The sequence below is a fragment of the Paracoccus amoyensis genome (assembly GCF_014490725.1).
Lineage (GTDB): Bacteria > Pseudomonadota > Alphaproteobacteria > Rhodobacterales > Rhodobacteraceae > Paracoccus > Paracoccus amoyensis.
Genome location: NZ_JACOQL010000004.1, coordinates 423,639 through 449,657 on the forward strand (window position 1 = coordinate 423,639; position 26,019 = coordinate 449,657).

General features: G+C 60.5%; 27 protein-coding genes and 1 tRNA gene. 20 read left to right on the top strand and 8 right to left on the bottom strand.

The genetic code is table 11. From position 1 onward, the window contains the following. Nucleotides 1-132: 132 nt before the first annotated feature. A complete protein-coding gene (locus H4P12_RS14615) occupies nt 133-1,317 on the bottom strand; it encodes an MFS transporter (protein WP_187794390.1) in 1,185 nt (394 codons plus the stop codon). Nucleotides 1,318-1,424: 107 nt separating this feature from the next. On the opposite strand from H4P12_RS14615, the gene mog reads away from it, so the two are divergent. After that, nucleotides 1,425-1,970 (top strand): molybdopterin adenylyltransferase, encoded by a 546-nt coding sequence (gene mog / locus H4P12_RS14620; RefSeq protein WP_187794555.1) that lies wholly within the window; start codon nt 1,425-1,427, stop codon nt 1,968-1,970. Between the two features lie 282 nt (nt 1,971-2,252). Continuing rightward, a complete protein-coding gene (locus H4P12_RS14625) occupies nt 2,253-2,570 on the top strand; it encodes a hypothetical protein (RefSeq protein ID WP_187794391.1) in 318 nt (105 codons plus the stop codon). A 14-nt stretch (nt 2,571-2,584) separates the two neighbouring features. Here the strand turns inward: H4P12_RS14625 and H4P12_RS14630 are convergent, their stop codons facing one another. Together H4P12_RS14630 and H4P12_RS14635 are read right to left on the bottom strand one after the other, a co-directional pair. Continuing rightward, nucleotides 2,585-3,304, bottom strand: coding sequence for an LrgB family protein (locus tag H4P12_RS14630; RefSeq protein WP_187794392.1), 720 nt, complete (start codon nt 3,302-3,304; stop codon nt 2,585-2,587). After that, nucleotides 3,297-3,677 carry a CidA/LrgA family protein gene (locus tag H4P12_RS14635; protein ID WP_187794393.1) on the bottom strand — a complete coding sequence of 127 codons (381 nt, stop codon included), beginning with the start codon at nt 3,675-3,677 and terminating at the stop codon, nt 3,297-3,299. The genes H4P12_RS14630 and H4P12_RS14635 overlap by 8 nt, the downstream gene beginning before the upstream one ends. A gap of 146 nt (nt 3,678-3,823) precedes the next feature. Here H4P12_RS14635 and H4P12_RS14640 point away from each other — a divergent pair, with 146 nt between their 5' ends. From H4P12_RS14640 to H4P12_RS14670, 7 genes are all read left to right on the top strand, one after another. Then, the gene (locus H4P12_RS14640) at nt 3,824-7,276 is read left to right on the top strand and encodes an AAA family ATPase (RefSeq protein ID WP_187794394.1); all 3,453 of its coding nucleotides are present in this window, start codon (nt 3,824-3,826) and stop codon (nt 7,274-7,276) included. Nucleotides 7,277-7,344: 68 nt separating this feature from the next. Further along, a complete protein-coding gene (locus tag H4P12_RS14645) occupies nt 7,345-7,905 on the top strand; it encodes an NADPH-dependent FMN reductase (RefSeq protein WP_223115818.1) in 561 nt (186 codons plus the stop codon). Between the two features lie 79 nt (nt 7,906-7,984). Beyond that, nucleotides 7,985-8,440 (top strand): RidA family protein, encoded by a 456-nt coding sequence (locus H4P12_RS14650; RefSeq protein WP_187794395.1) that lies wholly within the window; start codon nt 7,985-7,987, stop codon nt 8,438-8,440. Continuing rightward, nucleotides 8,440-9,195 carry a glycerophosphodiester phosphodiesterase family protein gene (locus H4P12_RS14655; RefSeq protein ID WP_187794396.1) on the top strand — a complete coding sequence of 252 codons (756 nt, stop codon included), beginning with the start codon at nt 8,440-8,442 and terminating at the stop codon, nt 9,193-9,195. The genes H4P12_RS14650 and H4P12_RS14655 overlap by 1 nt, the downstream gene beginning before the upstream one ends. Nucleotides 9,196-9,290: 95 nt before the next feature. After that, entirely contained in the window at nt 9,291-10,184 is an 894-nt protein-coding gene (locus tag H4P12_RS14660; protein WP_187794397.1) for a phosphotransferase family protein, read from the top strand. A 64-nt stretch (nt 10,185-10,248) separates the two neighbouring features. Continuing rightward, entirely contained in the window at nt 10,249-10,530 is a 282-nt protein-coding gene (locus tag H4P12_RS14665) for a hypothetical protein (protein WP_187794398.1), read from the top strand. A gap of 243 nt (nt 10,531-10,773) precedes the next feature. Further along, nucleotides 10,774-11,922, top strand: a complete 1,149-nt coding sequence (locus tag H4P12_RS14670) for a GNAT family N-acetyltransferase (protein WP_187794399.1) — start codon at nt 10,774-10,776, stop codon at nt 11,920-11,922. Nucleotides 11,923-11,961: 39 nt separating this feature from the next. Here H4P12_RS14670 and H4P12_RS14675 read toward each other — a convergent pair whose 3' ends face one another. After that, nucleotides 11,962-12,444: a peroxiredoxin gene (locus H4P12_RS14675; protein WP_187794400.1), complete on the bottom strand. Its 483-nt coding sequence runs from the start codon at nt 12,442-12,444 to the stop codon at nt 11,962-11,964. Between the two features lie 85 nt (nt 12,445-12,529). On the opposite strand from H4P12_RS14675, the gene H4P12_RS14680 reads away from it, so the two are divergent. From H4P12_RS14680 to copM, 3 genes are all read left to right on the top strand, one after another. Beyond that, the gene (locus H4P12_RS14680; protein ID WP_187794401.1) at nt 12,530-13,729 is read left to right on the top strand and encodes an NAD(P)/FAD-dependent oxidoreductase; all 1,200 of its coding nucleotides are present in this window, start codon (nt 12,530-12,532) and stop codon (nt 13,727-13,729) included. Nucleotides 13,730-13,796: 67 nt separating this feature from the next. Next, nucleotides 13,797-14,363, top strand: coding sequence for a 16S rRNA (guanine(966)-N(2))-methyltransferase RsmD (gene rsmD, locus H4P12_RS14685; RefSeq protein ID WP_187794402.1), 567 nt, complete (start codon nt 13,797-13,799; stop codon nt 14,361-14,363). 97 nt (nt 14,364-14,460) lie between these two features. After that, nucleotides 14,461-14,898 carry a CopM family metallochaperone gene (gene copM, locus H4P12_RS14690; RefSeq protein ID WP_187794403.1) on the top strand — a complete coding sequence of 146 codons (438 nt, stop codon included), beginning with the start codon at nt 14,461-14,463 and terminating at the stop codon, nt 14,896-14,898. Between the two features lie 42 nt (nt 14,899-14,940). Here the strand turns inward: copM and H4P12_RS14695 are convergent, their stop codons facing one another. Then, complete coding sequence (locus tag H4P12_RS14695; protein ID WP_187794404.1) at nt 14,941-16,119, bottom strand: pyridoxal-phosphate-dependent aminotransferase family protein; 1,179 nt, start codon at nt 16,117-16,119, stop codon at nt 14,941-14,943. A gap of 535 nt (nt 16,120-16,654) precedes the next feature. Between H4P12_RS14695 and H4P12_RS14700 the strand changes: the two genes are divergently transcribed. From H4P12_RS14700 to dinB, 4 genes are all read left to right on the top strand, one after another. Then, complete coding sequence (locus tag H4P12_RS14700) at nt 16,655-18,322, top strand: ABC transporter ATP-binding protein (protein WP_187794557.1); 1,668 nt, start codon at nt 16,655-16,657, stop codon at nt 18,320-18,322. After that, entirely contained in the window at nt 18,319-19,038 is a 720-nt protein-coding gene (ygfZ, locus tag H4P12_RS14705; protein ID WP_187794405.1) for a CAF17-like 4Fe-4S cluster assembly/insertion protein YgfZ, read from the top strand. Before H4P12_RS14700 ends, ygfZ begins: the two co-directional genes overlap by 4 nt. A 107-nt stretch (nt 19,039-19,145) precedes the next feature. Beyond that, entirely contained in the window at nt 19,146-19,673 is a 528-nt protein-coding gene (locus tag H4P12_RS14710; RefSeq protein WP_187794406.1) for a hypothetical protein, read from the top strand. Between the two features lie 119 nt (nt 19,674-19,792). Next, nucleotides 19,793-20,881: a DNA polymerase IV gene (dinB, locus tag H4P12_RS14715; protein WP_187794407.1), complete on the top strand. Its 1,089-nt coding sequence runs from the start codon at nt 19,793-19,795 to the stop codon at nt 20,879-20,881. A gap of 112 nt (nt 20,882-20,993) precedes the next feature. Here the strand turns inward: dinB and H4P12_RS14720 are convergent. Beyond that, nucleotides 20,994-21,070, bottom strand: a tRNA-Met gene (locus tag H4P12_RS14720). Between the two features lie 180 nt (nt 21,071-21,250). Continuing rightward, the gene (gene gltX / locus H4P12_RS14725) at nt 21,251-22,576 is read right to left on the bottom strand and encodes a glutamate--tRNA ligase (protein WP_187794408.1); all 1,326 of its coding nucleotides are present in this window, start codon (nt 22,574-22,576) and stop codon (nt 21,251-21,253) included. Between the two features lie 79 nt (nt 22,577-22,655). Between gltX and H4P12_RS14730 the strand changes: the two genes are divergently transcribed. Both H4P12_RS14730 and H4P12_RS14735 read left to right on the top strand, forming a co-directional pair. Next, nucleotides 22,656-23,063: a metallopeptidase family protein gene (locus tag H4P12_RS14730; RefSeq protein ID WP_187794409.1), complete on the top strand. Its 408-nt coding sequence runs from the start codon at nt 22,656-22,658 to the stop codon at nt 23,061-23,063. After that, entirely contained in the window at nt 23,060-24,013 is a 954-nt protein-coding gene (locus H4P12_RS14735; RefSeq protein WP_187794410.1) for a 1-phosphofructokinase family hexose kinase, read from the top strand. Before H4P12_RS14730 ends, H4P12_RS14735 begins: the two co-directional genes overlap by 4 nt. 67 nt (nt 24,014-24,080) lie before the next feature. Here H4P12_RS14735 and H4P12_RS14740 read toward each other — a convergent pair whose 3' ends face one another. Then, nucleotides 24,081-24,407 (bottom strand): DUF6280 family protein, encoded by a 327-nt coding sequence (locus H4P12_RS14740; RefSeq protein WP_042251710.1) that lies wholly within the window; start codon nt 24,405-24,407, stop codon nt 24,081-24,083. 359 nt (nt 24,408-24,766) lie between these two features. On the opposite strand from H4P12_RS14740, the gene efp reads away from it, so the two are divergent. Next, nucleotides 24,767-25,330, top strand: a complete 564-nt coding sequence (gene efp / locus H4P12_RS14745; RefSeq protein WP_187794411.1) for an elongation factor P — start codon at nt 24,767-24,769, stop codon at nt 25,328-25,330. A 105-nt stretch (nt 25,331-25,435) separates the two neighbouring features. Continuing rightward, nucleotides 25,436-25,990 carry an MOSC domain-containing protein gene (locus tag H4P12_RS14750; protein ID WP_187794412.1) on the top strand — a complete coding sequence of 185 codons (555 nt, stop codon included), beginning with the start codon at nt 25,436-25,438 and terminating at the stop codon, nt 25,988-25,990. The last annotated feature ends 29 nt before the right edge of the window (nt 25,991-26,019 follow it).

Sequence of the window (26,019 nt, forward strand, 5' to 3'; positions counted from 1 at the left end):
GCACCAGGCGCCTGATCGCCAGCATAAAGTGATTCCGTTTCCGCGCGCGGGCAATAGATCAAATATAAATAACTATATGAATTTGTGGAATATCTGTGTCGATCATAAGGAGCAGATCAACCTTTGGCAGGGCTAATTTTGCAACCGCTGCGTCTTCAGCAGCGGTTGCAACGCAGCGATGCCCATTGCGGGGCCAAGCGCCATCAGCGCCAGTGTTATCGGCCAGCCCAGCCAGTTCGCGATCACCGGCGTCGTCTGCACCGTGAAAATGGTCAGGCCAAAGCCAAGCGCGGTCTGCAGGGTCATCAGACTTCCCGCAACCTCTGGCGGGGCTGAATCGGCGATAATGGCTGAAAATTGGGCGCTGTCGGGGATGACCAGTGCGCCCCAGCAAAGGATCAGGACAAAACTCAGCCACACTGGACCGCCAAAACTTAACGCAACCGCAATCGCCATGCTGCCAGACCCCAGCATGGCGGCGGCAGATATCCGTGCCTTGCCGATCCGGTCGGCCAGTATCCCCGCAGGGCCGCAAAGGGCCGCCCCGATGGCAATGGCCAGAAATGCAGTCAGCGCCGCCGTGCTTTGGGCCTGATCCGCTGGCAACCGGTGCGCATAGCCGACCGCCGCTGCGGTGCCGATCCAGCCCCACATGGCATATAGTTCCCACATGTGACCCAGATAGCCGCCGGTGGCGCTGCGAATCCGGTGATCGGACCACATCAATCCGATGGACCGGGCCGAAAATGCGGCCGCCCGCGCATGATGCGGACCAAGGCGCAGGAAAAAGCTGCCAATCGCAGCCGCCAGCGAGGCAAGCGCCGCTGCGGCAACCACGATCCGCCAATCCGCACCACCCCACCAGGCAAAGAGATAGGGCAGGGCAGAGCCAAGCGTCAGCGCCGCCACCAGCAAGCCAATCACAAAGCCACGGTTCCGCACGGTCCAACCAATCGCGATCTTCATGCCGGGTGGATAGATGCCGGCGAACCCCGCCCCGGCAATCACGCGTAATGCAATCGCTGTGTCCGAACCAAGCGGCACCACGAACAGTCCAGCCGTTGCCAGCGCATTCACCAACGCCGCGCAGGCGATCACCCGCCTTGGGTCAAAGCGGTCAGACAGGCCCAGCATTGCGGACACCAGCGCGCCGATCACGAAGCCCGCCTGCACGCCCGATGTCAGCATTGCTTGCCGGACATGTCCAAAACCACCCTCCTGCGCCATATCGGCCAGCACTGCGGCCGTCGCGAACCAAGGCGACATTCCGCAGACCAGGACGATGCAAAGCAGAAAAAGCGGGGTGCGAGCGTTCATGGCCCATGTCTAAGCCAGTAAATGTCTGACAGGGAATAGCTTCCTTAAATACAATGACAGGGTGCGCGGGCTTTCCTTCGTGCCGCTTCCAAGGCAGACTGGTGCGCATGACAGAACAGCCATCACGCCCCGCCCGCATTGCCATCGTCACCGTCTCGGACCGTGCCAGTAGCGGCAAGTATGAGGATAAGGGCGGTCCGGGGGCCGAAGCCTGGCTGCGCGATACCATCACGTCACCGATAGATATCGTCCGTCATATCATCCCCGATGGCCGAGAGGTCGTGGCGGCCAAATTGCGCGAACTGACCGAGGCGGGGGCTGATCTTATCCTTGTCACCGGCGGCACCGGACCCGCGCCACGTGATCAGACGCCCGAAGGCGTGATGGACGTGGCCGACAAGGAACTGCCCGGCTTCGGCGAAGAAATGCGCCGTGCCTCGCTGGCCGAGGTGCCGACGGCTATCCTGTCGCGCCAAACGGCGGTCATCCGCGATGCGACGCTGATCATCACCATCCCCGGCAAGCCGTCTGCCATCGCCACCTGCATGAACGCGGTTTTCGCCGCCGTGCCCTATTGTCTGGACCTGATCGGGGCGGCGCGGATCGAAACTGATCCTGCAAAGATCAAGGCGTTTCGGCCCAAGGGGGCTTAGGGGCTGATTTGTTGCCGCGCCTGGCGATCCACGTCGGGCCGCGTCGGGCCGCGTCGGGTTGCGCTGATATTTCCCTTGCCGCGAAACGCAGTGTATGACCGGGAAAAATCATGAAGAAGGTAGCGGGATGGCAGACAAGGTGAATTACTGGCAGCTCGATTTTCAGAATGAGACGGAACTGGTCAACCTGAAGGCTGATCTGACCGCATCGCGCAAACGGCTGGATTCCGCACTGTTCAAGCATCTGGCGCTGCTGGCGCGGTCGCGGTCGGCGGCATGGGCATGTTCCTGCGCGGGGCCTCATCCGGCCACCTTAGCGCGACAGAGATCGCCATGGTCGCGCTGCCTGCGACCGTGCTGGTCCTGTCGGTGTTCATGTCGGCCTTGTCGCTGGCGCTGGCTCCGACAAATGTCGTTCGGACAACGGCCGAGGACGGGCGACCGCGCCTGTTGACACATAACGAATGGATCGAGGAGTTGCGGGCCGCCGTGGTCAGGACCAACTGGCACCGGGGTTTCGAGGATAACGTCGAATTCTATGGCTTTGCACTGGCCGCTATCGCGTTTTTGATACCGGGATTACTGACGCTTTTAGGATGATCTTGCCGTTCGTTTCAGCCACCGAACAGGTGCAGCACCATCGGGGCAATGATGGCGGTCAGGACCGAGTTCAGCCCCATGCCGATGCCTGAAAACGCACCGGCCGTGGCGTTGACCTGAAACGCGCGGGCGGTGCCGATACCATGGGCTGCGACGCCGACGGCGAACCCTCGGGCGCGCCAGTCCTTGACGCCCAGCAGGTTCAGCAAGGGTGTCACGATGATCGCACCAAAAATGCCGGTCAGCAGGACCAGCAGTGCCGTCAGCGTCGGTTGCCCCCCGATTTTTTCCGCGATGCCGATGGCTACGGGTGCGGTGGTGGATTTCGGGGCCAGCGATGCCAGCAAAGGCCCGCTGATGCCGAAGGCCCGCGCAATCGCCAATGCCGACACCACCGCCACGGACGATCCGACGACCAGACCCGCCAGCATCGGCAGCGCCGCCCGCCGGACGCGGGACAGATTGTCATAAAGCGGCATGGCCAGCGCAACCGTTGCCGGGCCAAGCATGAAATGCACGAATTGCGCGCCTTCGAAATAGGTCTGATACTCTGTGCCTGTCACACCCAGCAGGATGGCCAGCAATATCACCGCGATCAGCACCGGATTGGCCCAGCTTTGCCGCCCTGCCGCCTGAAAACAGGCATTGCCGATCAGATAGGCGAACAGGGTGGCGGTCAGCCACAGCAGCGGCCCTTCGGCCAGATAGGACCAGATCAGCGCCGGATCAGTCATTGCCATCGTCCTTCATGGCCGAAGGATCGGTTGCACCCGTCCAGCGGGCGACCAGTGAAAAGGCCCATGCCCCGGTCGCGATGGCCAGAATGGTCGATCCCATGATCGCGGCCGCTAGGCCGAAGCCATATTCGCGCAGCGTCGGAATATGGGCGATCACGCCGACGCCCGCTGGCACGAAGAACAGCGACAGGTTTGCCAGCAGCACTTGCGTCACGGGCCGCATCCTGTCGGCCAGTGAAGGACGCCAGATGCAAGCCGCGACCAGCAGGCACATCCCGATCACAGGACCGGGCAGGGGCACGTTCAGCAGTCGGGATAAAACTTCACCGACAAGCTGGAACGCAAGAATCAGGGACAGCGCAGGTATCATGGCCCCATCATAAACCGTAAAAATATTGTGGCGAGGGGTCGGATATTGTGGATAACTGGCATTTGCCTCCTAGATATTGCGGTTTTGGTTGACTCACCCCATCGGCTTGCGACAATCCTTGTCAGATATGACGAGAGGACTTTGCCTTGCGCTTCGACCGCCTGCGCCTGAACGGCTTCAAAAGCTTTGTGGACCCGACGGACCTGATCATCCGTGAGGGGCTGACGGGTGTGGTCGGACCAAATGGCTGCGGCAAGTCGAACCTGCTTGAGGCGCTTCGGTGGGTGATGGGGGAAAACCGTGCCAAGGCAATGCGCGGTGACGGGATGGAGGATGTGATCTTCGCAGGCACCACGCGCCGCGCCGCCCGTGCGCATGCCGAGGTGACACTGACCATCGACAACCGTGACCGTCTGGCGCCTGCGGGGTTCAACGAGAACGACCATTTCGACATCGTGCGGCGGATCACCCGCGACGCAGGTAGCGCCTACAAGATCGGGGGCGGTGATGTGCGGGCGCGCGATGTGCAGATGCTGTTCGCGGATGCCTCGACCGGGGCGCATTCGCCCGCGCTGGTGCGACAGGGCCAGATCAGCGAGTTGATCAACGCCAAGCCCAAAAATCGCCGCCGCATTCTGGAAGAAGCGGCAGGTATCAGCGGTTTGTATCAGCGCCGCCACGAAGCCGAGTTGAAATTGAACGGAGCGGAAAACAACCTGACGCGGGTCGATGATACGCTGGATCAGTTGTCCACACAGGCCGCTTCACTTGCCCGTCAGGCGCGTGCCGCGGCGAAATATCGCGAAATCGGTGCCGCGCTGCGTTTGGCGGAAGGCGTGCTGCTGTATCGCCGTTGGGCCGAGGCCGAAGCCGCACGGCTGGCCGCCGCCCAAGCTTTGGCCGCAGCGGTCAAGGCTGCCGCAGCCACCGCGACAGCGGCAAGCGAGGCATCCGCCCGCCGCGAAGCTGCCGAATCCGCATTGCCCACGCTGCGCGAAGAAGAACAGGTTGCCGCCGCGATCCTGTCCCGCGTCGTCGTCGAACGCGAGGCGCTGGACGAGGCAGAGGCCCGCGCCGCCGAGGCGATCACCGCCCTGACCGCGCGGATTGCCCAACTTGACCGCGACATCGAACGAGAAGAGGCGCTGAACCGCGATGCGGGCGACGTGGTCGAGCGGCTGTCATGGGAAAAGACCGAGCTGGAAAAAGCCGGGCAGGGCCATGACGAACGCCTGCAAATCGCAGGTGATGTGGCCGACGAAGCCGCCGATGCCCTGCGTGAGGTCGAGGCGCGGCTGGCCGAACTGACTGACGAATCCGCCCGCCTGGCCGCCCGCCACCAATCGGCGGAACGGTTGGTCGCAGATTTGCGCAACATGCTTGATCGCGCCCAGCGTGCCGCGACCGAGGCCGAGGAGGCCGCCAATCGCGCTGCCGAAGCCGGAAACCTTGCAGCAGACAGTCTGCGGCAGTCGGAACAGGCACAAGAGGCCGCCGGTAATCGCGCGGAAGCCGCGGAAGATGCGCTGGCAGATGCCGAAGCCGCCCGTGCTGATGCCGAAGCAACCGAAGCCACCGCCCGGATTGCCAGATCCGAGGCCGAGGGCGAAGCGGGCGCGTTGAATGCCGAAATGACCGCGTTGCGCCGTCTGGTCGAACGCGGGCAATCGGATGGCAAGGCCATCCTTGACAAGGTGCAGGTCGCCAAGGGCTATGAGGTCGCCTTTGGTGCCGCACTTGGCGATGATCTGCGCGCCGGTCTGGCCGCTGATGGCGAAAGCGGCTGGCACAGCCTGCCCGGTTGGGACGCGCCGCAGCCGTTGCCCGGCGGGGCAAAATCTTTGGCACAACATGTGGCGGGACCGGATGCATTGTCGCGCCGCCTGTCGCAGGTTGGCATCATTGCCGACTGTGATACCGCTGCCGCGATGCAGGCCGATCTGTTGCCCGGCCAGCGTCTTGTTACGGCGCAGGGCGATCTGTTCCGTTGGGACGGAATGCGGGTCATGTCGGGTGAGGCGTCGTCCTCGGCCGCGCTTCATCTGCAAAAGGTGAACCAACTGAACGAAATTACCGCGCAGGCCGAAGAAATGCAGGCGCGTGTTGCCATCGCCGTCGATGCGCATGACGAGGCAAAGGCGCAGCTGGCAGAGGTGATTGCGACGGAAAAATCTGCCCGCGATGCCCGTCGCGAAGCTGAAAGACTTCTTTCCGACGCCTCTCGCGCCGCGACCCGCGCTGAATCTGATCTGGCGATGGCGAACAGCCGTATGGAATCCGCGCGGGGCGAATTGTCCCGCCACCGCGCCGATGCGTCGGATGCGCATGCCCGCCTGACCGTAGCCGAACGTGCGCTGGCCGATTTGCCCGACCGGGGGGACGCTGCCGCCGCTGTGGAAAATGCACGCACCGGGGTCGAGGCCGCGCGGATCGCCACCATGACCCGCCGTGCGGCGCTGGATGAATTGCGGCGCGAGGCGAACGCCCGGATCAAACGTCTGCAGGAAATTGCGAAGGAAGAATCCGGCTGGCGGTTACGCCTGCAACAGGCCGGAACGCGCGCAGCCGAACTGGCCGCCCGGCGCGACGGTGCCAGTGACGAGCTGGTGACGGCACAGGCGCAGCCCGAAATTCTGGCCGACCGCCGCGCCAGCCTGACGGGCCGCGAGGACGATGCCAATGACCGTCTTTCCGCGGCGCGTGATGCATTATCCGCTGCCGAAGATGCCGCCCGCGCCGCCGCCCATGCGGAACGTGACGCCGAACGTCACGCGTCCGAGGCCCGTGAACATCGTGCTGCCCGTGAAGCCCGGGCCGAGGCTGCGCGTGATACCGAAGCCGCTACTCGCGCACGGATCAGCGAGGAAACCGAAGGCTCGCCACAGGAATTGTTGACGACGTTGGGCGATGTCAGCACCGATACTGCCGCAGATGCGTTGGAAGATCAGATCGCCCGGTTGCGCGGTCAGCGCGATGCCCTTGGCGCAGTCAACCTGCGGGCCGATGAAGACAAGCAAGAACTTGAGGCCGAGCGCGACAACCTTGCCGCCGAAAAGAACGATCTGGAAGAGGCGATCCGCAAGTTGCGCGCAGGCATCGGTAGTCTGAACCGCGAAGGCCGCGAACGTCTGCTGGCGGCCTTTGAGACTGTGAACACCAATTTCGGCACCTTGTTCAGCAGCCTTTTCGGCGGAGGAGAGGCGCGGCTGGTTCTGGTCGAATCCGATGATCCGCTGGAAGCCGGGCTGGAAATCATGTGCCAGCCGCCGGGCAAGAAGCTGAGCACCCTCAGCCTGCTGTCCGGGGGCGAACAGACGCTGACGGCGCTGGCGCTGATCTTTGCCGTGTTCCTTGCCAACCCCGCCCCGATCTGTGTGCTGGACGAGGTTGACGCGCCGCTGGATGACGCCAATGTCAGCCGCTTCTGTGATCTGCTGGACGAAATGACCACCCGCACCGACACGCGCTTTCTGATCATCACCCACCATGCGGTGACCATGGCGCGGATGGATCGCCTGTTTGGTGTGACCATGGTGGAACAGGGGGTCAGCCAGCTGGTCAGCGTCGATCTGAAACGCGCCGAAGCTTTGGTTGCCTGACCGCGCAAATCGCGTTGTTCTTCTGCCCAAAAAACGGCATGTCTGTGCCGTAAAGTCAGGAGATTTCCATGAAGCTGAATGTCATCATCGTTTCGACCCGTCCCGGTCGCATTGGCAAACCCATTGGCGATTGGTTCTTTGAATACGCCAAAGAGAACCCCTCGGGTTTTGATGAGGTGATCCTGACCGATCTGGCCGAACTGAACCTGCCGCTTTACAATGAGCCGAAGCATCCCCGGATGCAGCAATACAAACACGATCATACCAAGAAATGGTCGTCGATCGTTCGCGATTCCGACGCCTTCGTCTTTGTGCTGCCGGAATATAACTTCACCGCGCCGCCCAGTTATTTCAACGCATTGGATTATCTGGTGATGGAATGGGCCTATAAGCCCGCCGGCTTTGTGTCCTATGGCGGCATTTCAGGCGGGCTTCGGGCCACGCAGTCGGCCAAGCCCATTCTGACAACGCTCAAGGTGATGCCGATGATCGAACAAGTCGCCATGCCGATGGTGTTCCAGCATCTGGTCAATGGCAAACTGGAACCGACGATGCCCATGATCGAAAGTGCCGATGCGCTGCTGCCTGAACTGGCCCGTTGGGCGGGGGCACTGAAAACCTTGCGTTGACGCGGGATCGCCTGAATGGTCTGTAAGGGCGGCACCGCATTGATTGGGGCGGTGCCGCATTCACAGACAAAGGTGCCACATGTCCATCGAAGCTCGCCTGAAAGAACTGAACATCACCCTTCCCGATGCGCCCGCACCGGCCGCGAACTATGTGCCGTTCGTGCAAAGCGGCAATCTGGTCTTTGTTTCGGGGCAGATCAGCGCGAATGAAAATGGCCTGATTACCGGCAAGCTGGGTGCGGATCTGGATGTCGCGGCGGGGCAGGCCGCGGCCCGCCGCTGCGGTCTGGCGCTGATCGCGCAGCTGCAGGCCGCCATCGGAGATCTGGACCGCGTCGTGCGCGTCGTCAAATTGGGCGGCTTCGTCAACTCGACTGCCGATTTTACCGACCAGCCCAAGGTGGTGAACGGCTGCTCTGACCTGATGGTCGAAGTGTTTGGCGATGCAGGCCGCCATGCCCGCGCCGCCGTTTCCGCGCCATCGCTGCCCCTTGGTGTCGCCGTCGAAGTCGACGCCGTGTTCGAGGTGAAGTGATGCCCGCATTACCCGAAATCTTCGTCTCGACCCCGATTGCGCATCGGGGTCTGCATGGACCGGGCAAGCCCGAAAACAGTTTGGCCGCCGCGCAGGCCGCCATTGATGCGGGCTATGCGATCGAGATGGATATCCAGCCTGCCGCAGACGGCACGCCGATGGTGTTCCATGACTATGACCTGAAGCGCTTGACCGGCGATCAGGGAATGATCCGCGCGTTCGATCCAGAGGCGCTGGCGAATATGCGTCTGCTGAATGCCGATGCAACCGTGCCGACCCTCGCCCAGATGCTGGAACTGGTCGCGGGCAGAGCGCCATTGCTGATCGAAATCAAGGATCAGGATGGCCGCCTTGGCCCCAACATCGGCGATTTGCAGGATCGTGTTGCCGCAGAACTGAAAGATTATGAAGGCCCGGTTGCCGTCATGTCTTTTAATCCGCACGCGGTCGAGGCGTTCCATCATATCGCCCCGACCATTCCGGTTGGCCTGACAACCTGTGCATTCCCGGTCGAGGACTGGCCGCTGCTTGGTGACGACCAGCGCACAGACCTGGCCGCGATCAATGCGTTTGACCGGTCCGGTGCCTCGTTCATTTCGCATGACAAGGACGATCTGCTGAACCCCCGCGTCGATGCGATCAAGGCAATGGGTCATCCGATCCTGTGCTGGACGATCCTAAGCCCCGAAGAAGAGACAGCGGCCCGAAAGATCGCCGACAACATCACCTTCGAACACTACGACGCCGTCCGGTGATGCAGTCGGGTCGCGTTCTGTTTGCCGGGATGCGCATGAAATCGAGCTGCGACAGCATACGGCGCCGGATGCTGTCGCAGGTGGTTCGCTAAAGGATGACCGATCCGCAGTCCTGCAAACTTCCCGCTGATTTCGATTTGGCCGCCGCGATTGCAGCGATCAGCCAAGAGTTTCCGGCGTTCACGCCAACATATGTCATGGCGAATGGCTTCGATAATGTCGCCATCATATCGCCGACACATGTATTTCGCTTTCCACGTCACGAAACCGCCCGTTCTCGCCTGATCAACGAGGCCGGGTTGCTGTCCTTGATCCGCAGTTACGTCGACATGACGGTGCCGGATTTGAAACTTCATGACGGGCTGCTGCTATTCTCAAGCCATAGGCTTATTCCCGGTCGGACGCTGGGCGCGACCGAATATTCTGCACTTGATGACAGACGCCGCGATGAACTGGCCTGCACCCTGGCTGGTCTATATGTGCAATTGCACAGCGTTCCGCTGGATATCGCGATGAGCTTCGGGGCGACGATGGTGGCAGAGCTGCCGAATGCGGATGATCTGTTGGCGCAAACGCTGCCGCTTTTGCCCAAGGCTTGGCATGACTGGGCAAAGCGCGTGGTCGCAGCATGGCAATCGCTGCCGCTCGAAGACGATACGGTCTTTAGCTGGTTCGACGGCCACGGCTGGAATATGGCATTTGATCGCAAGCAAGGACGGCTGAACGGCGTATTTGATTTTGCGGATGCGGGCATCGGGCCGCCGCATTGGGATTTGCAACACACCAATCTGATCCACCCGGATTTGACCCGCAGGATGATCGCATATTATCAGGAACTAAGCGGGAATAAGGTCAATTCAGATCGCATAGACATTCTGACAAGCGTGCATCGCCTGTCGGATTACGCATCATCTTATAATCATCCAGATTTTGCTGAGTTGACGCGGAACTTGCTGAAGGAATGGATGATGAGATCAAGGGGGCGGTAATTGAACTGCAACAGGCGTCGACCGAAGCACAGGAATGCCCCGGCCGAAACCTGAAAATCAACTCATGTTGATGATCTGCACACCAGGAAATCAGCAGGGATTGCTTGGGACGCAAGGATTGCAAGGCGGGGGCTGGCAAAGCGGTTTCACCGGGACCAGTGGCCTGCAGATCGGGCTGAGCAAGCCCAGACCCAAGAACAGAAAGCCTGCCGATACTTTGTCAATGCTGTCGGCCGACACGTCCATCATTTCGGTTTCTGCGTGCGCCTTGATCGCCATGGCTATTCTTCTCGTTAAAATAAACCCAAAGGGGCAAGACGAAAAAAAATCGGATCATGGCATATAATGCTTGATGCGGCATTGACCGTAAAATTACGTTGTGATGCTTCACTATTCCCGAGGGTTAAGCCTTTCACACGTCCCGCATTCACGATGCCTGGATCAAGCGGCGGTCCGGCCATTATGACCAGTTGAACGCCTGACCAAAGCCACATCGGATATCTGATCCAATTCCATAAGCATTCGTTATTTTTTCCGCCTGACATGACAGCGGATTGTTATACGGTGCCCCCTGACAATCCGGCTTCGAATGCCTACCTTCACCGTCATGACCGCACCCCTGACACTGACGACGCATTCTTCCATCGCCGACATTCCGGCCCCTGATTGGGACGCACTTGGCGATGGAAACCCATTCACCACACACCGCTTTTTGCGCGCGTTAGAGGATTCCGGTTCGGTCGGGCGCGGGACGGGCTGGCAACCGCTGCACCTAAGCGTCGAACGGGACGGACAGATTGTCGGCGTGACGCCGGTTTACGCAAAGTCGCATAGCCAAGGTGAATATATCTTTGACCACGCCTGGGCCGATGCCTTCATGCGGGCGGGCGGAAACTATTACCCGAAACTGCAATGCGCTGTGCCCTTCACCCCCGCGACCGGCGCACGCTTGCTGGCCCATGATCCGACGGTGAAGCAGGCATTGCTGGCAGGCATGATGCAGGTCGCAGATCGTGGCGGGGCTTCGGGGGCGCATGTGACCTTCTGCACCCCGGAAGAAGCGGTTCTGGGCAAGGAGGTTGGTTTTCTGCCGCGCGTAACCCAACAATTTCACTGGCTGAACAAGGGTTACCACACCTATGGCGATTTCCTTGCCGCTCTGTCCTCGCGCAAGCGAAAGGCGATTCGCAAGGAACGGGAACGCGCCCAGGGTTTCGGCGGCCAGATCCGGCACCTGACAGGCGATGATCTGCGCCCGGAACATTGGGACGCCTTTTGGGCATTCTATCAGGATACCGGCAGCCGCAAATGGGGTAGGCCCTATCTGACGCGCGACTTCTTTGACCGCATCCATGAGACCATGCGCAACGACATTCTGCTGGTGCTGGCTGAAGAGGACGGATTTCCAATCGCCGGGGCGTTGAACCTTATCGGTGTCGATACACTATATGGCCGGTATTGGGGCTGTCTGGAAAATCACGCCTTCCTGCATTTCGAACTGTGCTATCATCAGGCGATCGACTACGCGATTGACCACGGCCTTGCCCGCGTCGAAGCGGGTGCACAGGGCGAACATAAGCTTGCCCGCGGATACGAACCGGTTGCAATCCATTCGCTGCACTGGGTGCAGGATGAAGGCTTTCAGCGCGCCTTGGAAAATTATCTGGATCAGGAACGTGCGGCCATAGGGCAGGAAATCGAAGCCCTTGCCGATTGGACACCCTTCAAGAAGGGTTGAACGAAGCAGAGGCGGTCGAACCGCCCCTGCTGAAATGTATCAGACTTTTTCCAACAGCGCTTCGCCCGCGCTGACGCTGCACTGACCGGGGGACTCTTCGACATCCAGCACCTCGACCGTGCCATTGTTCAGCAGGCCGGCAAATCGCTTGGTGCGACCAAACAGGCCGGCGGGTGGCGCGTCAAAGGACAGGCCAAGTGCCTTGGTCACGCTGCCATCCGCATCGGCCAGAACCTCGATCCCGGCCGCATCAGCACGGGTCGACTTGGCCCATGCATCGGCCACGAAAGGATCGTTCACCGTCAGACAGACGATCCGGTCAACGCCTTTTGCACGAAACTGATCGGCGGTGCGCACAAAGCTGGGCATATGCGCATTGGTGCAGGTGCCCGTAAACGCGCCGGGCACGCCAAAGATCGCCACGCGACCCGTCAGGCTGGCAGTATCGACCGCCTCGGGGCCATTCTCTCCTACTTTCAGCAGATTGCCTGCCGGAAATTTGTCGCCTGCAGCAATGGTCATGCCACGTCCTCCTGAATTGCAACGGATTCGGCCTGACTATAGGGTGCGGCCCGACGACACGCCATAGACCGGAAAGGGGCTGGCCATGCACATTGTGATCCTTGGGGCAGGGCAGGCCGCGACCTCGATGGCGGCACGTCTGCGCACGAAGGGACATACAGGCCCGATCACGGTCGTCGGGGCCGAATCCGTCGCCCCGTACCAACGTCCGCCCTTGTCCAAGGCCTATCTGCTGGGTGAAATGGGGCTGGACCGTCTGGTGCTGCGCGGAGATAGCTGGTGGGCGGATCATGGGGTTGACCTGCGCCTGTCGGAAACGGTCACCAGCATTGATCGTGATAACAAGACCGTCACCACCACCCACGGGCAGATAGCGTATGACACGCTTGCCTTGACCCTGGGCGCCACGCCACGACGCCTGCCCGCATCGCTGGGCGGCAGTCTTCCCGGTGTCTACACAATCCGCGATCTGGCAGATGTGCAGGCCATGGCCTCGGTCATCCGGCCCGGTATGAATATGATCGTGATCGGCGGCGGCTATATCGGGCTGGAGGGCGCAGCGGTTGCCCGCAAACTGGGCCTTGACGTCACGCTGCTGGAATCCGCACCTCGAATCCTTGGTCGCGTCGCGGCGCCCCAGACAGCCGACATGATCCGCGACCTGCACCGCGCCCATGGGACCGTTATCCGCGAAGGCGTCCAGATTGCGCGGATCACCGGCACCGACCGTGCGACCGGCGTCGAACTGGCCGACGGCAGCCGGCTGCCGGCCGACATCATTGTCACAGGCATCGGGATCACCCCCGAAACGGCGCTCGCCAAGGCGGCGGACCTGACAATCCAGAACGGCATTGCGACCAATGAATACGGAGTCACCTCTGATCCCGCGATCTGGGCTGCGGGCGATTGCGCCAGCTTTCCATGGCAGGGCGCGCGGCATCGTCTGGAAAGCGTCGGCAATGCCATCGACATGGCCGAAGCGGTCGCCGACAACATCCTTGGCGCAAATAAACCTTATCTTGCAAAGCCGTGGTTCTGGTCCGATCAATTCGACGCCAAACTTCAGATTGCAGGTCTTTGCACGGGCTATGATCAAATTGTCACACGCCCCGGTGATGCGGCCCATGGCGGGTCTGTCTGGTATTATCGCGACAGTAAACTGATCGCGGTAGACGCGCTGAACGATGCCCGCGCCTATATGATCGGCAAGCGCCTGATCGAAAGCGGCAAGTCCCCCGATCCCGACCTCATCCCCACCACCCCAGATCTGAAGGCGCTTTTGTAATGTCCTGCATTGGTCTGCAAATATCCTCGGGGGTCCGGGGGCAGACAGCCCCCGGTCGCGTGCAGGCATGAGGATCGTCGGCGGCAATCTGCGCGGCCTGAAACTGGCAGATATCGGCGAAGGGGATATGGACGCGCATCTGCGGCCAACGACTGACCGCGTGCGCGAATCCATCTTCAATCTTCTGATCAACAGCTTGCCGCAAAACCCGCTGCCCGGCGCGCGGGTGCTGGACCTGTTTGCCGGCACCGGAGCCTTGGGGTTAGAGGCTTTGTCGCGCGGTGCTGGACATGTTGCCTTTGTCGATAATGGCGTGAAATCCCGCGCCCTCATCCGCAGCAATGTGGAAAAAGCGCGAGCCACGGCCGTCACCGATATCTGGCGGCGTGATGCCACGCGGCTGGGCGAAATGCATGGGCGGGCCTATGATCTGGTCTTCCTCGATCCGCCTTATTCTTTGGGACTTGGCGAACGGGCTATCGTATCTGCGCTTCAAGGGGGGTGGATCGCCCCCGGTGCCACCATCGTCTGGGAAGAGGCGAACCCGCCTCTGGTTCCCTCCCAACTGCTGCTGATCGACCAGCGTCGTTATGGCAACAGCACCGTAGCCATCCTGCGTTTTCCCGCTGTCTGAACACAAATGTCTATCCGAAATGTGATTTCCATTCCGTGTGTTAACAATGCCTACTAAGGCAAGGAAATCGTTCTCTGTTCGGATAAGGAGGTCGCAGATGACCAAGGCAATTCTTCGCGCAACGGGGCTTAGCCCGATCTTGTTCGCGCTGGCCTGCGGGGCCTATGCGCAGGACGCCAGTCAGGATCACAGCGGTCACGACATGGACGCCATGACCCAAGCAGCGCCAGCCGACGCGGCCACCAACCCTGCCACCCAGGGCTATGCCGAGGCGATGGAAAAGATGCACGAAGATATGGCGGTCGAGCCGACCGGCAATGCAGATGCTGACTTTGTCATCGGCATGATCCCGCACCATCAGGCCGCGATCGACATGGCCAAGGTTGTGCTGGAACATGGCGAAGATCCCGAAATCCGCAACCTCGCGCAGGAAATCATCACCGCTCAGGAAGCTGAGATCAAATGGATGAATGAGTGGCTGGTCAAGAACGGTTACGAAGCCAAGGGGGCCGACGAACCCGCCAAGACCGAATGATCTGATTGCGCGGTGACCGTCGAGGGTCGCCGCGCGTCCACCCTACGCAGGTTCTGCAATCACGCGAGCGGCGGCATCCAGCGCCCCCGGTCCATGCGGAATGTCAAGCGCCACCATGCCTGCCTGCATAGCCCCAAGCACGCCAAGGATCATCGCCGCGTTGCAATGGCCCATATGCCCGACGCGCAGCGCATTGGCCGGATCCTCCGCGCCCAGACCGACGCCCAGCGTCACGCCGCATTGTTCCGCTGTCCATGCCCGCAACGCCTCTGCCCCCGGCAGCTTCATCGCCGTGACCGACGCGGCACGCGCACCCGGATCGGCAACTGACAGCCTGATGCCGGTATCGCCAACGCCCCAGGCGTCGCCCGCGGCCCAGACCGCGCGGGCCAAAGCGGCGTGCCGCGCCCAGGTTGCGATCAATCCTTCTTCGTCAAGGATCATCCGCAATGCCTCGTCCAGCGCAAAGATCAACTGCACCGGGGGCGTGCCACCCCAATATCGCCACAGGGCATCCGGGCTGGCGTTGGCCCGCAAATGCCAGTCCCAATACGGTGTCGTCAGATCGGTCCGCCCCCGCATTGCAGCCTTGTCCGAAAACCAGACAAAGGCTGCGCCGGGCGGGCACATCAACCCTTTCTGACTGGCGGAAATCAACACATCGACGCCCCAGTCATCCATCATCAACGGCGCACAACCCAATGACGCGATGGCATCCACCACCAGCAACGCGGGATGATCGCCCATGGCGTCACGCAGCGCGGGAATGTCGGCCATGCAGGCACTTGCCGTATCCGTCTGACAGACCATCACCGCCTTGATGACGTGGTCGTGGTCCACCGCCAGACGTTCGGCCAGAACGCCGGGGTCGGGTGGCAATGATCCGCAATCCAGCGTCTCGACGATGACGCCCATCTGGCTGACCTGTTCGGCCCATGAGCGGCCAAAATGACCCGATGTAATGACCAGCGCATGATCGCCGCGATGGAACATATTCGCGGCCGACGCCTCCCACGCGGAATGGCCATTGCCGATATATGGTGCCAGATGAGCTTCCGTTCCGGCCAGCCGTTTCAACTGTCCCATCACCCTGACGTTCATCTCGGCCAGGTCCGTGCCGTAGATATCGGGCGACACCCGATGCGCCGCACGCAGCACGCGTTCCGGCAGGGGTGAGGGCCCTGGAATGGCGATCATGGGATAACCGGCGGCAAGGCTCATGCTGACTGTCCTTTGACTGATACCAGAAGCGGTATGCCGGTCCCAGGCCAAGGTCAACGGGTCTAGCCCCTTGCTTCCTTTTGCTTTTACAACGTCACCGGAATTTGTGATCGGGCAAACAGTTCTGGCCTTTACCTTGCTGGCCGCCGATATCGGCTTACCATCGATGTTCTTGTGTCCAGAAAGTTGCGGTCACTGACGCGTCTTCAATGCGGGGGCCACAAAAAACCGCACCAGATCCAGTGACGTCGCGGAGCTGAATTTTGCAAGGCGGCCAAAGGCAGTAATGATGGATCGGTCGAATGGGCCGATGGCGGTGGTGAGGGGATGGACGACCGGCCAGATATCTGTCTGCATATCTGTCTGCGCGCAGACCAAGACGCACCTACCTTGCCGCCCATGCCCGGTCCGGGCTAAGTCTGTCCCAGATTGACGACAGCCATGAAGGGCTTAGCAGCACGTGACCCAGCCTGATAACTCCGCCCAATTGTTTCGCAGGTTGTGGCACGATTACTTGCGCATGCATCGTGGCAGCATGTTGGGTGCCTTCATCCTGATGACGCTGGAGGGGTCAACCCTTGCGCTGATTTCGTGGATGTTGAAACCCTTGTTCGACCGGGTTTTCATCGGCAAGGAAACCGGCGCGATCTGGTGGGTTGGCGGGGCGATTTTCGGCATCTTCCTGCTGCGGGCGGTGACATTGGTGGCCAGTCGGTCGCTGCTTAGCCGTATTTCGCTGGGCATCTCGACGCAGATGCAGACCGACCTGCTGGCGCATATCCTGACACTTGACGGAAAATTTTTCCGTGACAATCCTCCGGGCGCGATGATCGAACGTATTCAAGGGGATACGATTGCGGTTCAGGGGGTCTGGTCCACCATTATCACCAGCACGACCCGCGACGTCATCTCATTGATCATGCTTTTCGCTGTCGCGATTTCGATTGATCCGGTCTGGACCGCGGCGGCGTTGATCGGTGCGCCCATCCTGATTCTGCCCGCGACGATGGTGCAGCGTTACATCCGCCGTAAAATGCGTCAGAACCGCGCCAATGCCAGCGCCCGCGCCACCCGTCTGGATGAGGTGATGCACGGCGTAAACTCGATCCGCCTGAACCGCGCGGAAGAGGATCAGACCCGCCGTTTCGCCCAGATCGTCGCCCGTATCCGGCAGTCCGAGGTCAAGGTCGCGGCCATGTCCAGCCTGATGCCTGCGCTGACCGACATCGTGACCGGCATCGGTTTTGTCGCCGTGTTGTTGCTTGGCGGGCGCGAGGTGATGGAGGGCGAACGCAGCGTCGGCGATTTCATGTCCTTCTTTACGGCCCTTGCGCTGGCCTTTCAGCCGATGCGTCGTCTGGGCGGTCTTGCCGGGACGTGGCAGACCGCAGCGGCCAGCCTGGAACGCATCTATCAGGTCTTTGACACTACGCCCGCCATCACCTCAGGCCCGCGGAAAGAGCCGCCCGACAACACCTCGATCCGGCTGGACGATGTCTGGCTGGCCTATGATGATCAGAAAGTGCTGAACGGTCTGACTTTCACGGCGGAAGCGGGGCAGACGACAGCTCTGGTTGGTCCGTCTGGGGCGGGGAAATCCACTGTTTTCAACCTGCTGACCCGCATGGCCGATCCCGACAAGGGACTGGTGCTGCTGGGCGGCGTGCCGGTTCAGGATTACGATCTTGCCGTGCTGCGCGACCAGTTTTCAACCGTGGCACAGGAATCTGCCCTGTTCGATGAAACGCTGCGGGACAATATGTTGATGGGCTGCCCTTCGGCGGATGACGCGACGCTGCAACGTGCGATGGATGCGGCCCATGTCAGCGATTTTGTCGATGGCACGACCCGCAGTCTGAACAGCTCAGCCGGGCCGCGTGGCTCGGCCCTGTCGGGGGGGCAGCGCCAGCGGATTGCCATTGCCCGTGCCGTGCTGCGTGACGCCCCTATCCTGCTTTTGGACGAGGCGACAAGCGCATTGGACACCGCCAGCGAACGTCTGGTTCAGGATGCGTTGGTCAACCTGTCCCAAGGTCGCACCACGCTGGTCATCGCGCACCGCCTGTCCACCATCCGCAACGCCGACAAGATCGTGGTGATCGAGGCCGGCAGGGTTGTCGAACAGGGCAGCCATGACCAGTTGATGGCAAAGGACGGCATCTATGCCCGTCTGGTCGCCCTGCAATTCGGAGACAGCCAATGACCCGCCGCATCATCCGCATCACCGGCGAAGATCGCATCGACTTCCTGCAAGGTCTGGTCACGAATGACGTCACGAAGATCCCCGTTTGGGCCGCTATCCTGACGCCGCAGGGCAAATATCTGGCCGATTTCCTGATCATACCCGATGGCGATGCGCTGCTGATCGACGTTCACGCAGATCTGGCCGATAACCTGATCCGCCGCTTGTCGATGTATAAGCTGCGCTCCAAGGTGCAGATCGAGCCAACCGATATGACCGTTGCCCGTGGCACCGGCCCCACGCCGGAGGGCGCGATCACCGACCCGCGCCATGACGCGCTTGGCTGGCGGCTTTATGGCGGGCAGGGGGATGACGGCACCGATTTCGACGCTATTCGCGTGCAGCATACGATCCCTGAAACGCTGGTCGAGTTGATCCCCAGCGATACCTATATCCTGGAAGCCGGTTTCGACCGCCTGCACGGCGTCGATTTCCGCAAAGGCTGTTATGTCGGACAGGAAGTCACCGCCCGCATGAAGCACAAGACCGAGCTGCGCAAAGGGCTGCGGACGGTCCGTGTCGACGGCCACGCCCCCACCGGCACCCCCATCACCCGCGACGGAAAAGAGGTCGGGACGCTTTTCACTCAATCGGGCGATCACGCCATCGCCTATCTGCGCTTTGACCGCGTGGGCGAGGGGATGATGGCGGGCGAGGCGCGGGTGTTTGAGGGGTGATTGCACCCGAAAAACGCCTGATCTGTGGGGCGTCAGCGTTCTGAACCAAAGGTGCAACCAGATAAAGGTCGCTGAAAGATCGTCAGCAGGAAGGAAGCGTAGTCACCATGCCCAAGTTTCTGCGCCTGCGGAAGATTGCTGCCATCGCTGCGACCGTATCGTTCATTGGCCTCACCCAAGGAGTCGCGCAAGAGATGAGCCTGCCCGGAGGCTTCCGTCCGGGAAGTTCGCTTGATGAGGCTAAACATCACGCGGCTTCCCAAGGTTGGAAACTCGTTTCCCTGTCTGCGGAGCAGCCGTCCAGTTGGATTGTCTGGGATCAGAAGATCGGTCTGCACGTTTGTGACAATATTGTAGGTGGGATAAGTCAGAGCATACCCGGTGATGTCGACCAATTCGCACGGACGGTCTTCGAACATCAGCGCGAACGCGGGCAACCGAGTGTGCAGATTGTGACGTTCGCGACGGGATCCATACGAATTTCGAATATTGATGCCCGGTTCCCGGTGAAGGACGGCGTTGGCGTCGTCATTCAACTTGGCAGCACTGGGGGTGAGCTTGCTATTTCGTCTCATTACTATGCTGAGGGACGTTGTTCTGCTGAAAACCAAGCCTCGGTGCCCAATGGTGGCTAGGGGTCAGGCCGCGAATTGCTCTGACGAAGCGTGCCGCGCGAGACGGCCCGGGACAAGCCAGCTTAGGGTGGCCCCAAATCTTCCGCGACGCCGCAGCCACTCTGCTGTAACTTCGCATCATGCAGCACCACTCCATCACATCCTACCGTAAAATCATCCATATCGACATGGATGCCTTTTACGCGTCGGTCGAGCAGCGCGATCATCCCGAATTGCGCGGCAAGCCGGTGGCCGTGGGCGGGTCAAGCCTGCGTGGTGTGGTGGCGGCGGCCAGTTACGAGGCGCGGGTGTTCGGGGTGCGATCTGCCATGCCGTCGGTTACGGCGGCGCGGCTTTGTCCCGATCTGATCTTCGTCAAGCATCGCTTTGACGTTTACCGTGCTGTCAGCGGGCAGATCCGCGACATATTTGCCGATTACACGCCGCTGATCGAGCCGCTGTCGCTGGACGAGGCTTATCTGGACGTGACCGACCACCTGTGGCCCGGCCAGACCGCGACGCAGGTGGCACGCGAAATCCGCGCCCGGATCAAGGAGACAACCCAACTGACGGCCAGCGCGGGCGTCAGCTATAACAAGTTTCTGGCGAAGCTTGCCTCGGATCAGAACAAGCCGGATGGGCTATGCGTCATCACGCCCGACAAAGGGCCGGATTTCGTGCTGTCGCTGTCCGTCGGCAAGTTTCACGGCGTAGGCCCAGCGACCGTGAAAAAGATGAACGCCATGGGCATCCATACCGGCGCGGACCTGCGCGCGCAGGAATTAGAGTTTCTGCGCCGCCGCTTTGGCAAGTCGGGGCAATATTACTGGAATATCTCTCGTGGGATTGACCACCGGCAGGTGCGGCCTGACCGTATTCGCAAATCGGTCGGCGCCGAGAATACCTATTTCACCGATCTGATGACGCTGGATGAATGCTATCAGGCACTGGCCCCGCTTGCCGACAAGGTCTGGCGGCATGTCAGCAAGCATGAATTGCAGGGGCGAACGGTGACATTGAAGGTCAAGTTCGCGGATTTTCAGCAAGTCACCCGCGCCCGCACGCTGCATCATTCGGTCGGCTCAGAGCAGGAATTGCTATCCATCGCGCATGAGCTTGCGACCCTTGTCCTGCCCGACCCGCGCGGCGCCCGTCTGCTGGGGATCACCCTGTCCGGTTTTGACCATGAAGAGCCACGAGACGACGCCCAGTTGGATCTGTTTGACTAAATCTATCGGGCGGCGACAGCGGGCGGCGACAGCCGAAGCCCTTGGTCGGGCAGCGCAAGGATCATCAGACGGCAGGGCGTCAGGTTTGATCTGCATTGGTCATCGAAAGAAATGGTAGCGGAGGAGGGATTTGAACCCCCGACACAAGGATTATGATTCCTCTGCTCTAACCAACTGAGCTACTCCGCCACGGGTGCGAGCGATCTAAGGGAGGGGGCAGGTAGCGTCAAGCGCTTTTCTGCACCTTTTTTCTGGAATGCTGCAGAAAGTCGTCTTGGGTTGCCGCAGGACGAACCCGGATAAGGCAATGAAAAATGGCAGGGGCGATTGACGCCACCTGCCATTTTTGGATCGACATGACGTTCGCCCTTAACCGCGGGCGCGAACCACTTGCAAAAGCGGCATCACATCCGCCATTTCGGGACCATGTGCCTGACCCGTCAGCGCCTTGCGCAGCGGCATGAACAGGCTTTTGCCCTTGCGGCCCGTCGCCTCTTTCACCTGCGCGGTCCACTCGCCCCAGGTGGCGTCGGAATAAGGCGGCGGCGGCAGCAGTTTCATCGCCTCGGCAATGAAGTCTGCATCATCGGCTGCAATCTGCGGCTCGGCACCTTGGCTGAAGATCGTCCACCATGCCGACAGATCATCCAGCCGGGTGATGTTTTGCGACGCAACCTTCCAGAAGCGTTCGGCCAGATCGTCCGGCACGCCCAACGCCGCGATGCGATCCTTGACCGCATCGAAGGGCAAATGCTGGTTCCGCTCTCGCGTCAGCGGCCACAGGTCTTCGGCATCAAATTTCGTGGGCGATGCACCGAAATGCGACAGATCGAAGCCATCCGCCAATTCCTCAAGGGTCATCTTCAGTTCGACCGGCTGGCTGGAACCAAGCCGGGCCATCATCGACACCAACGCTTCGGGGGCGACACCGGATTCGCGCAGATCGCGGATCGACAGGGCGCCGATACGCTTTGACAGCTCTTCGCCCTTGGCGCCGGTCAACAGGCTGTGATGGCCGAAGTTCGGAACATTGCCGCCCATGGCCCTGATGATCTGAATTTGCGTCGCGGTATTCGTGACGTGATCGGCGCCGCGAACAATATCCGTGACGCCCATATCGACATCATCGACCACGCTGGCAAAGGTATACAGCACCTGACCGTCAGCGCGGATCAGCACCGGATCACTGACCGATGCAGCGTCGATGGAAATATCGCCCAGAATGCCGTCTTTCCACTCGATCCGTTCTTGATCCAGCTTGAATCGCCAGTATCCCTCGCGCCCCTCGGCACGAAGTTTTTCCTTTTCAGCGTCCGTCAGGTTCAGGCCAGCGCGGTCATAGACCGGCGGCTTGCCCATGTTCAGCTGCTTTTTCCGCTTCAGGTCCAGCTCGGTCGGGGTTTCGAACACCTCATACAGATGCCCGCTGGCGCGAAGCTGATCTGCGACCTCGGCATAGCGGTCCAGCCGCAACGACTGACGCTCGACCCGGTCCCAGGTCAGGCCAAGCCATTCCAGATCGCGTTTGATGCCATCGACATATTCTTCTTTCGAGCGTTCCCGATCGGTATCGTCCAGACGCAGAATGAAGGTGCCCCCGGCCTTGCGCGCGATCATATAGTTGAACAACGCGGCGCGCAGGTTGCCGACGTGGATATGGCCTGTGGGTGACGGTGCAAAGCGGGTGGTGGTCATGAGGCGTCTCCTGTTGCCGGTTGCTCTTTCACAGACTGCGATTTTTGTCCATATCAAGGGCGGTATGCAGGAGGCGCGGATGAGCGATTTGACCACCAAGAAGGCCCCGACCGAGGCTGAAATCGAAGCGATGGCCCGCGCGGCGCTGGAAGCGCTGCCTGCCGAATTCGCGGCCCTTGCGCGCGACGTGGCCATTCGTGTCGAAGATTTCGCCCCCGAAGATTTGCTGGACGAAATGCAGATCGACGATCCCTTCGACCTGACAGGTCTGTATGACGGTATCCCCGTCACGGAAAAATCCGTTTCGGATCAACCCGGTGGACCGGATATCGTCTGGCTGTTCCGTCGTCCACTACTGGACGAATGGGCGGCGCGCGGCAATGTCAGTCTTGGCGAATTGGTGAACCATGTTGTTGTTCATGAGTTGGCCCATCACTTTGGCTGGTCCGATGATGACATCGCGAAGATCGACAGATGGTGGGAATGATCGAACAGCAGCCGATTTTAACAGTCACATTGAATCCGGCACTTGATCTGTCGACGGCAGCCGATGAGGTGCGTCCCGATCTGAAACTGCGTTGCGATAAGCCGGTGGTTGATCCCGGCGGTGGCGGGATCAATGTCAGCCGCGCCATCAAGATCATCGGTGGCCAATCCACCGCGATGGTCGCGCTTGGCGGCGCGACCGGCACACGCATCGCTGAAATGCTGAAATCCGACGGGTTGCAGATCCTGCGGCTGACCGCGCCGGGCGAAACCCGGCAATCGTTGGCGGTGACGGATCGCGCGACCGGCGGGCAGTTTCGCTTTGTTCTGCCGGGACCCGAATGGCACAAGGCGCATCTGGCCGACAGCATGGCAGCAATTGCCGAGGCCGCGCGCGTCGGGGGATGGGTCGTCGTCTCTGGCTCTCATCCGCCGGGCGTCGCCCCGGGGTTTGAACAGATGTTGACCGTGCGTTTGAAAGACGGGCGGGCCAAGCTGCTGGTGGACACCTCGGGCGACGCGTTGCGGGCGTTGGCAGGGTCTTCGACGCCCGTCGATGTGTTGCGCATGGACAGCCATGAAGCGCAGGAACTGGCGGGTCGCGATCTGCCGCTGCGCAGCGATAGTGCGGCCTTTGCGGCCAGTCTGGTGCGGGATGGTGCGGCCAGATCGGTGATCGTCGCGCGCGGTGCCGATGGATCGGTGATCGCTGGCGCGGATGGTGCATGGCACGCCGAGGCGACCCAGGTGAAGGTGGTCAGCGCGGTTGGTGCGGGGGACAGTTTCGTGGCCGGTTTCGTGCTGGCGATGGCTCGTGACTGGTCGGTCGAAGAAGCGCTTGCCCTTGGCGCAGCGGCTGCGTCTGCGGCCGTCATGACGCCGGCAACGGAACTGTGCCATGCTCATCATGTCGATGAATTTTATGCAGGGCGTGTGGTGACGCGACTGTAATGAAATGATTTCGCAATCAAAAAGGCCGTCCCAAGGGACGGCCTGTAAAATCGGATCAATCTGAAGATCAAGCGGCCTCGGCTTCTTCCGCTTCGGCGGCCATGCGCCGCTCACTCTCTTCGCGCGACAGCGCGACCGAGGTCCGAACGCCCTTGGACACGAATTCCATCAAGCCTTTGACAACCCGTTCATTCGGGTCGATGCCAGCACAGGACAACACTTCACGACCGTCGCGCGAACGCGCCCAGCGGGCAATCTGTTCAGGGCCGTTGCCATATTTCTTGTCATCCGCAATGGCGTCATCCAGCGCAGCCAGGACGACAGCGGCAAAAAGCTTGCGAGCACGCTGGCCTTGTTCAAAATTAAAAGCCGAACCGTCAACAAAATCGCGCATATCATTCGTCCATTCTTACTTGGCCCGGCAGAAGCCGAAGCCATCAGGGATGACCGCTGGTCAGCCCTTGGTTTTATTTTCCGTTTCTCCGACGGTGCCGTCTGCAATAGACGAAAACGACGGCGATTCGGTATTCCCTCACGTGCATGTCTGCCATGCTTATTCTGCATGACGTGCAAAAAAGCATAGAATTTTGATGTCGACCTGTCTATTTCGGCAGGTTTTCGCCACCGGGGTAACTTGACAACACCCGAAAACCGATTTGGTTGCCTTGGGTGTCAGCCGTCGATATAGGTTCGCGACCAAATCATTCAACGTTGGAATGGTTAAAATCCCCATAATCTCTAAGAGTTTTTTGAATGCCAAAGATCAACGGCAATGAAATCCGCCCCGGATATGTTCTGGAGCATGACGGCGGCCTGTGGGCTGCGGTCAAGGTTAACCACGTCAAGCCGGGCAAGGGCGGCGCATTCGCGCAGGTCGAGCTGAAGAACCTGCGCGATGGCCGCAAGCTGAACGAGCGTTTCCGCAGCGAAGATAAGGTTGAGCGTGTCTCGCTTGAAAACAAAGACCAGCAATTTCTGTATGAAACCGACGGAAAGCTGGTTTTCATGGATAGCGAAACCTTTGAGCAGACCGAGTTGGACGCCGATCTTCTGGGCGAGCGTCGTCCCTTTCTGCAAGACGGCATGACTGCGAAAATCGAATACTATGGCGATGAACCGCTGTCGGTTGCCTTACCGCAAAAAGTGATTTGCAAGGTTGTGGAAACCGAGCCTGTCGTCAAAGGTCAGACCGCTGCGAACAGCTTTAAGCCAGCCATTCTGGATAACGGTCTGCGCCTGATGATCCCGCCCTTCGTCGGCGAAGGCGAAGATATCGTCGTGCATACCGAGACGATGGAATACAGCGAACGCGCCTGACCGGCCTGCCTGTTGTTTGTGCAGAATTATGCCTCGCGAAAACAGTCGCGGGGCATATTTGCCCCAAGCATTGCGAACCCGCCACGCTTCAGCCATCAGGATGACATGACCACAGACCACATCACCCCTGACGAACTGGCCGTGGCGATGCCGCATATTCTGGCAGCCCCCAAGGATGACAGCAGGGTTGAATGCCTGTGCTTTCGCCCGGCCTATAATCTGCGCATCTTTCCAGATAACCTGACGCTGACACGCGATCAGGGCATTCCGGGCGAGCGTTGGATGACAGCGCCTTGGATGAAGCTGGCCGATGGTCGTCCCGATCCCCGAATTCAGGTGTCGATATTGCCGTTGAGGGTGATGGATACGGTCTGGCGCGACCGCAAAGGCACGCCGCATCCGGGTGATCCAATCATTTGCGATCTGGATATGTCCGAGGAAAACCTGCCAGCGGGAAGCTTGTTGCAGGTCGGTTCTGCCATCATCCGTGTGTCTGACGTGTTCAATGATGGTTGCGTGAAATGGAAGGCCCGCTATGGCGCTGCAGCCAAGGATTGGATCGTGGATAACATGCCACTGCGCCTGCGGGGCATCCTGTGTTCGATCGAGCGCGACGGAGAGGTGCGCCTTGGCGATCCGGTGCGCAAGTTGGCGGGATAAGCCCAACAAGATACGGGCAAAGCATACAT

What these genes read in the sequence shown, in the direction of transcription:
- H4P12_RS14750 (WP_187794412.1), top strand. Translation starts at nt 25,436, where the DNA reads ATGACCACAGACCACATCACCCCTGACGAACTGGCCGTGGCGATGCCG.
- H4P12_RS14730 (WP_187794409.1), top strand. Translation starts at nt 22,656, where the DNA reads ATGAGCGATTTGACCACCAAGAAGGCCCCGACCGAGGCTGAAATCGAA.
- H4P12_RS14680 (WP_187794401.1), top strand. Translation starts at nt 12,530, where the DNA reads ATGCACATTGTGATCCTTGGGGCAGGGCAGGCCGCGACCTCGATGGCG.
- H4P12_RS14630 (WP_187794392.1), bottom strand. Translation starts at nt 3,304, where the DNA reads ATGACTGATCCGGCGCTGATCTGGTCCTATCTGGCCGAAGGGCCGCTG.
- H4P12_RS14665 (WP_187794398.1), top strand. Translation starts at nt 10,249, where the DNA reads ATGTTGATGATCTGCACACCAGGAAATCAGCAGGGATTGCTTGGGACG.
- H4P12_RS14635 (WP_187794393.1), bottom strand. Translation starts at nt 3,677, where the DNA reads ATGATACCTGCGCTGTCCCTGATTCTTGCGTTCCAGCTTGTCGGTGAA.
- H4P12_RS14670 (WP_187794399.1), top strand. Translation starts at nt 10,774, where the DNA reads ATGCCTACCTTCACCGTCATGACCGCACCCCTGACACTGACGACGCAT.
- dinB (WP_187794407.1), top strand. Translation starts at nt 19,793, where the DNA reads ATGCAGCACCACTCCATCACATCCTACCGTAAAATCATCCATATCGAC.
- H4P12_RS14645 (WP_223115818.1), top strand. Translation starts at nt 7,345, where the DNA reads ATGAAGCTGAATGTCATCATCGTTTCGACCCGTCCCGGTCGCATTGGC.
- H4P12_RS14735 (WP_187794410.1), top strand. Translation starts at nt 23,060, where the DNA reads ATGATCGAACAGCAGCCGATTTTAACAGTCACATTGAATCCGGCACTT.
- H4P12_RS14675 (WP_187794400.1), bottom strand. Translation starts at nt 12,444, where the DNA reads ATGACCATTGCTGCAGGCGACAAATTTCCGGCAGGCAATCTGCTGAAA.
- H4P12_RS14710 (WP_187794406.1), top strand. Translation starts at nt 19,146, where the DNA reads ATGCCCAAGTTTCTGCGCCTGCGGAAGATTGCTGCCATCGCTGCGACC.
- H4P12_RS14660 (WP_187794397.1), top strand. Translation starts at nt 9,291, where the DNA reads ATGACCGATCCGCAGTCCTGCAAACTTCCCGCTGATTTCGATTTGGCC.
- H4P12_RS14655 (WP_187794396.1), top strand. Translation starts at nt 8,440, where the DNA reads ATGCCCGCATTACCCGAAATCTTCGTCTCGACCCCGATTGCGCATCGG.
- rsmD (WP_187794402.1), top strand. Translation starts at nt 13,797, where the DNA reads ATGAGGATCGTCGGCGGCAATCTGCGCGGCCTGAAACTGGCAGATATC.
- efp (WP_187794411.1), top strand. Translation starts at nt 24,767, where the DNA reads ATGCCAAAGATCAACGGCAATGAAATCCGCCCCGGATATGTTCTGGAG.
- H4P12_RS14650 (WP_187794395.1), top strand. Translation starts at nt 7,985, where the DNA reads ATGTCCATCGAAGCTCGCCTGAAAGAACTGAACATCACCCTTCCCGAT.
- H4P12_RS14740 (WP_042251710.1), bottom strand. Translation starts at nt 24,407, where the DNA reads ATGCGCGATTTTGTTGACGGTTCGGCTTTTAATTTTGAACAAGGCCAG.
- mog (WP_187794555.1), top strand. Translation starts at nt 1,425, where the DNA reads ATGACAGAACAGCCATCACGCCCCGCCCGCATTGCCATCGTCACCGTC.
- ygfZ (WP_187794405.1), top strand. Translation starts at nt 18,319, where the DNA reads ATGACCCGCCGCATCATCCGCATCACCGGCGAAGATCGCATCGACTTC.
- H4P12_RS14615 (WP_187794390.1), bottom strand. Translation starts at nt 1,317, where the DNA reads ATGAACGCTCGCACCCCGCTTTTTCTGCTTTGCATCGTCCTGGTCTGC.
- gltX (WP_187794408.1), bottom strand. Translation starts at nt 22,576, where the DNA reads ATGACCACCACCCGCTTTGCACCGTCACCCACAGGCCATATCCACGTC.
- H4P12_RS14695 (WP_187794404.1), bottom strand. Translation starts at nt 16,119, where the DNA reads ATGAGCCTTGCCGCCGGTTATCCCATGATCGCCATTCCAGGGCCCTCA.
- copM (WP_187794403.1), top strand. Translation starts at nt 14,461, where the DNA reads ATGACCAAGGCAATTCTTCGCGCAACGGGGCTTAGCCCGATCTTGTTC.
- H4P12_RS14625 (WP_187794391.1), top strand. Translation starts at nt 2,253, where the DNA reads ATGTTCCTGCGCGGGGCCTCATCCGGCCACCTTAGCGCGACAGAGATC.
- H4P12_RS14700 (WP_187794557.1), top strand. Translation starts at nt 16,655, where the DNA reads ATGTTGGGTGCCTTCATCCTGATGACGCTGGAGGGGTCAACCCTTGCG.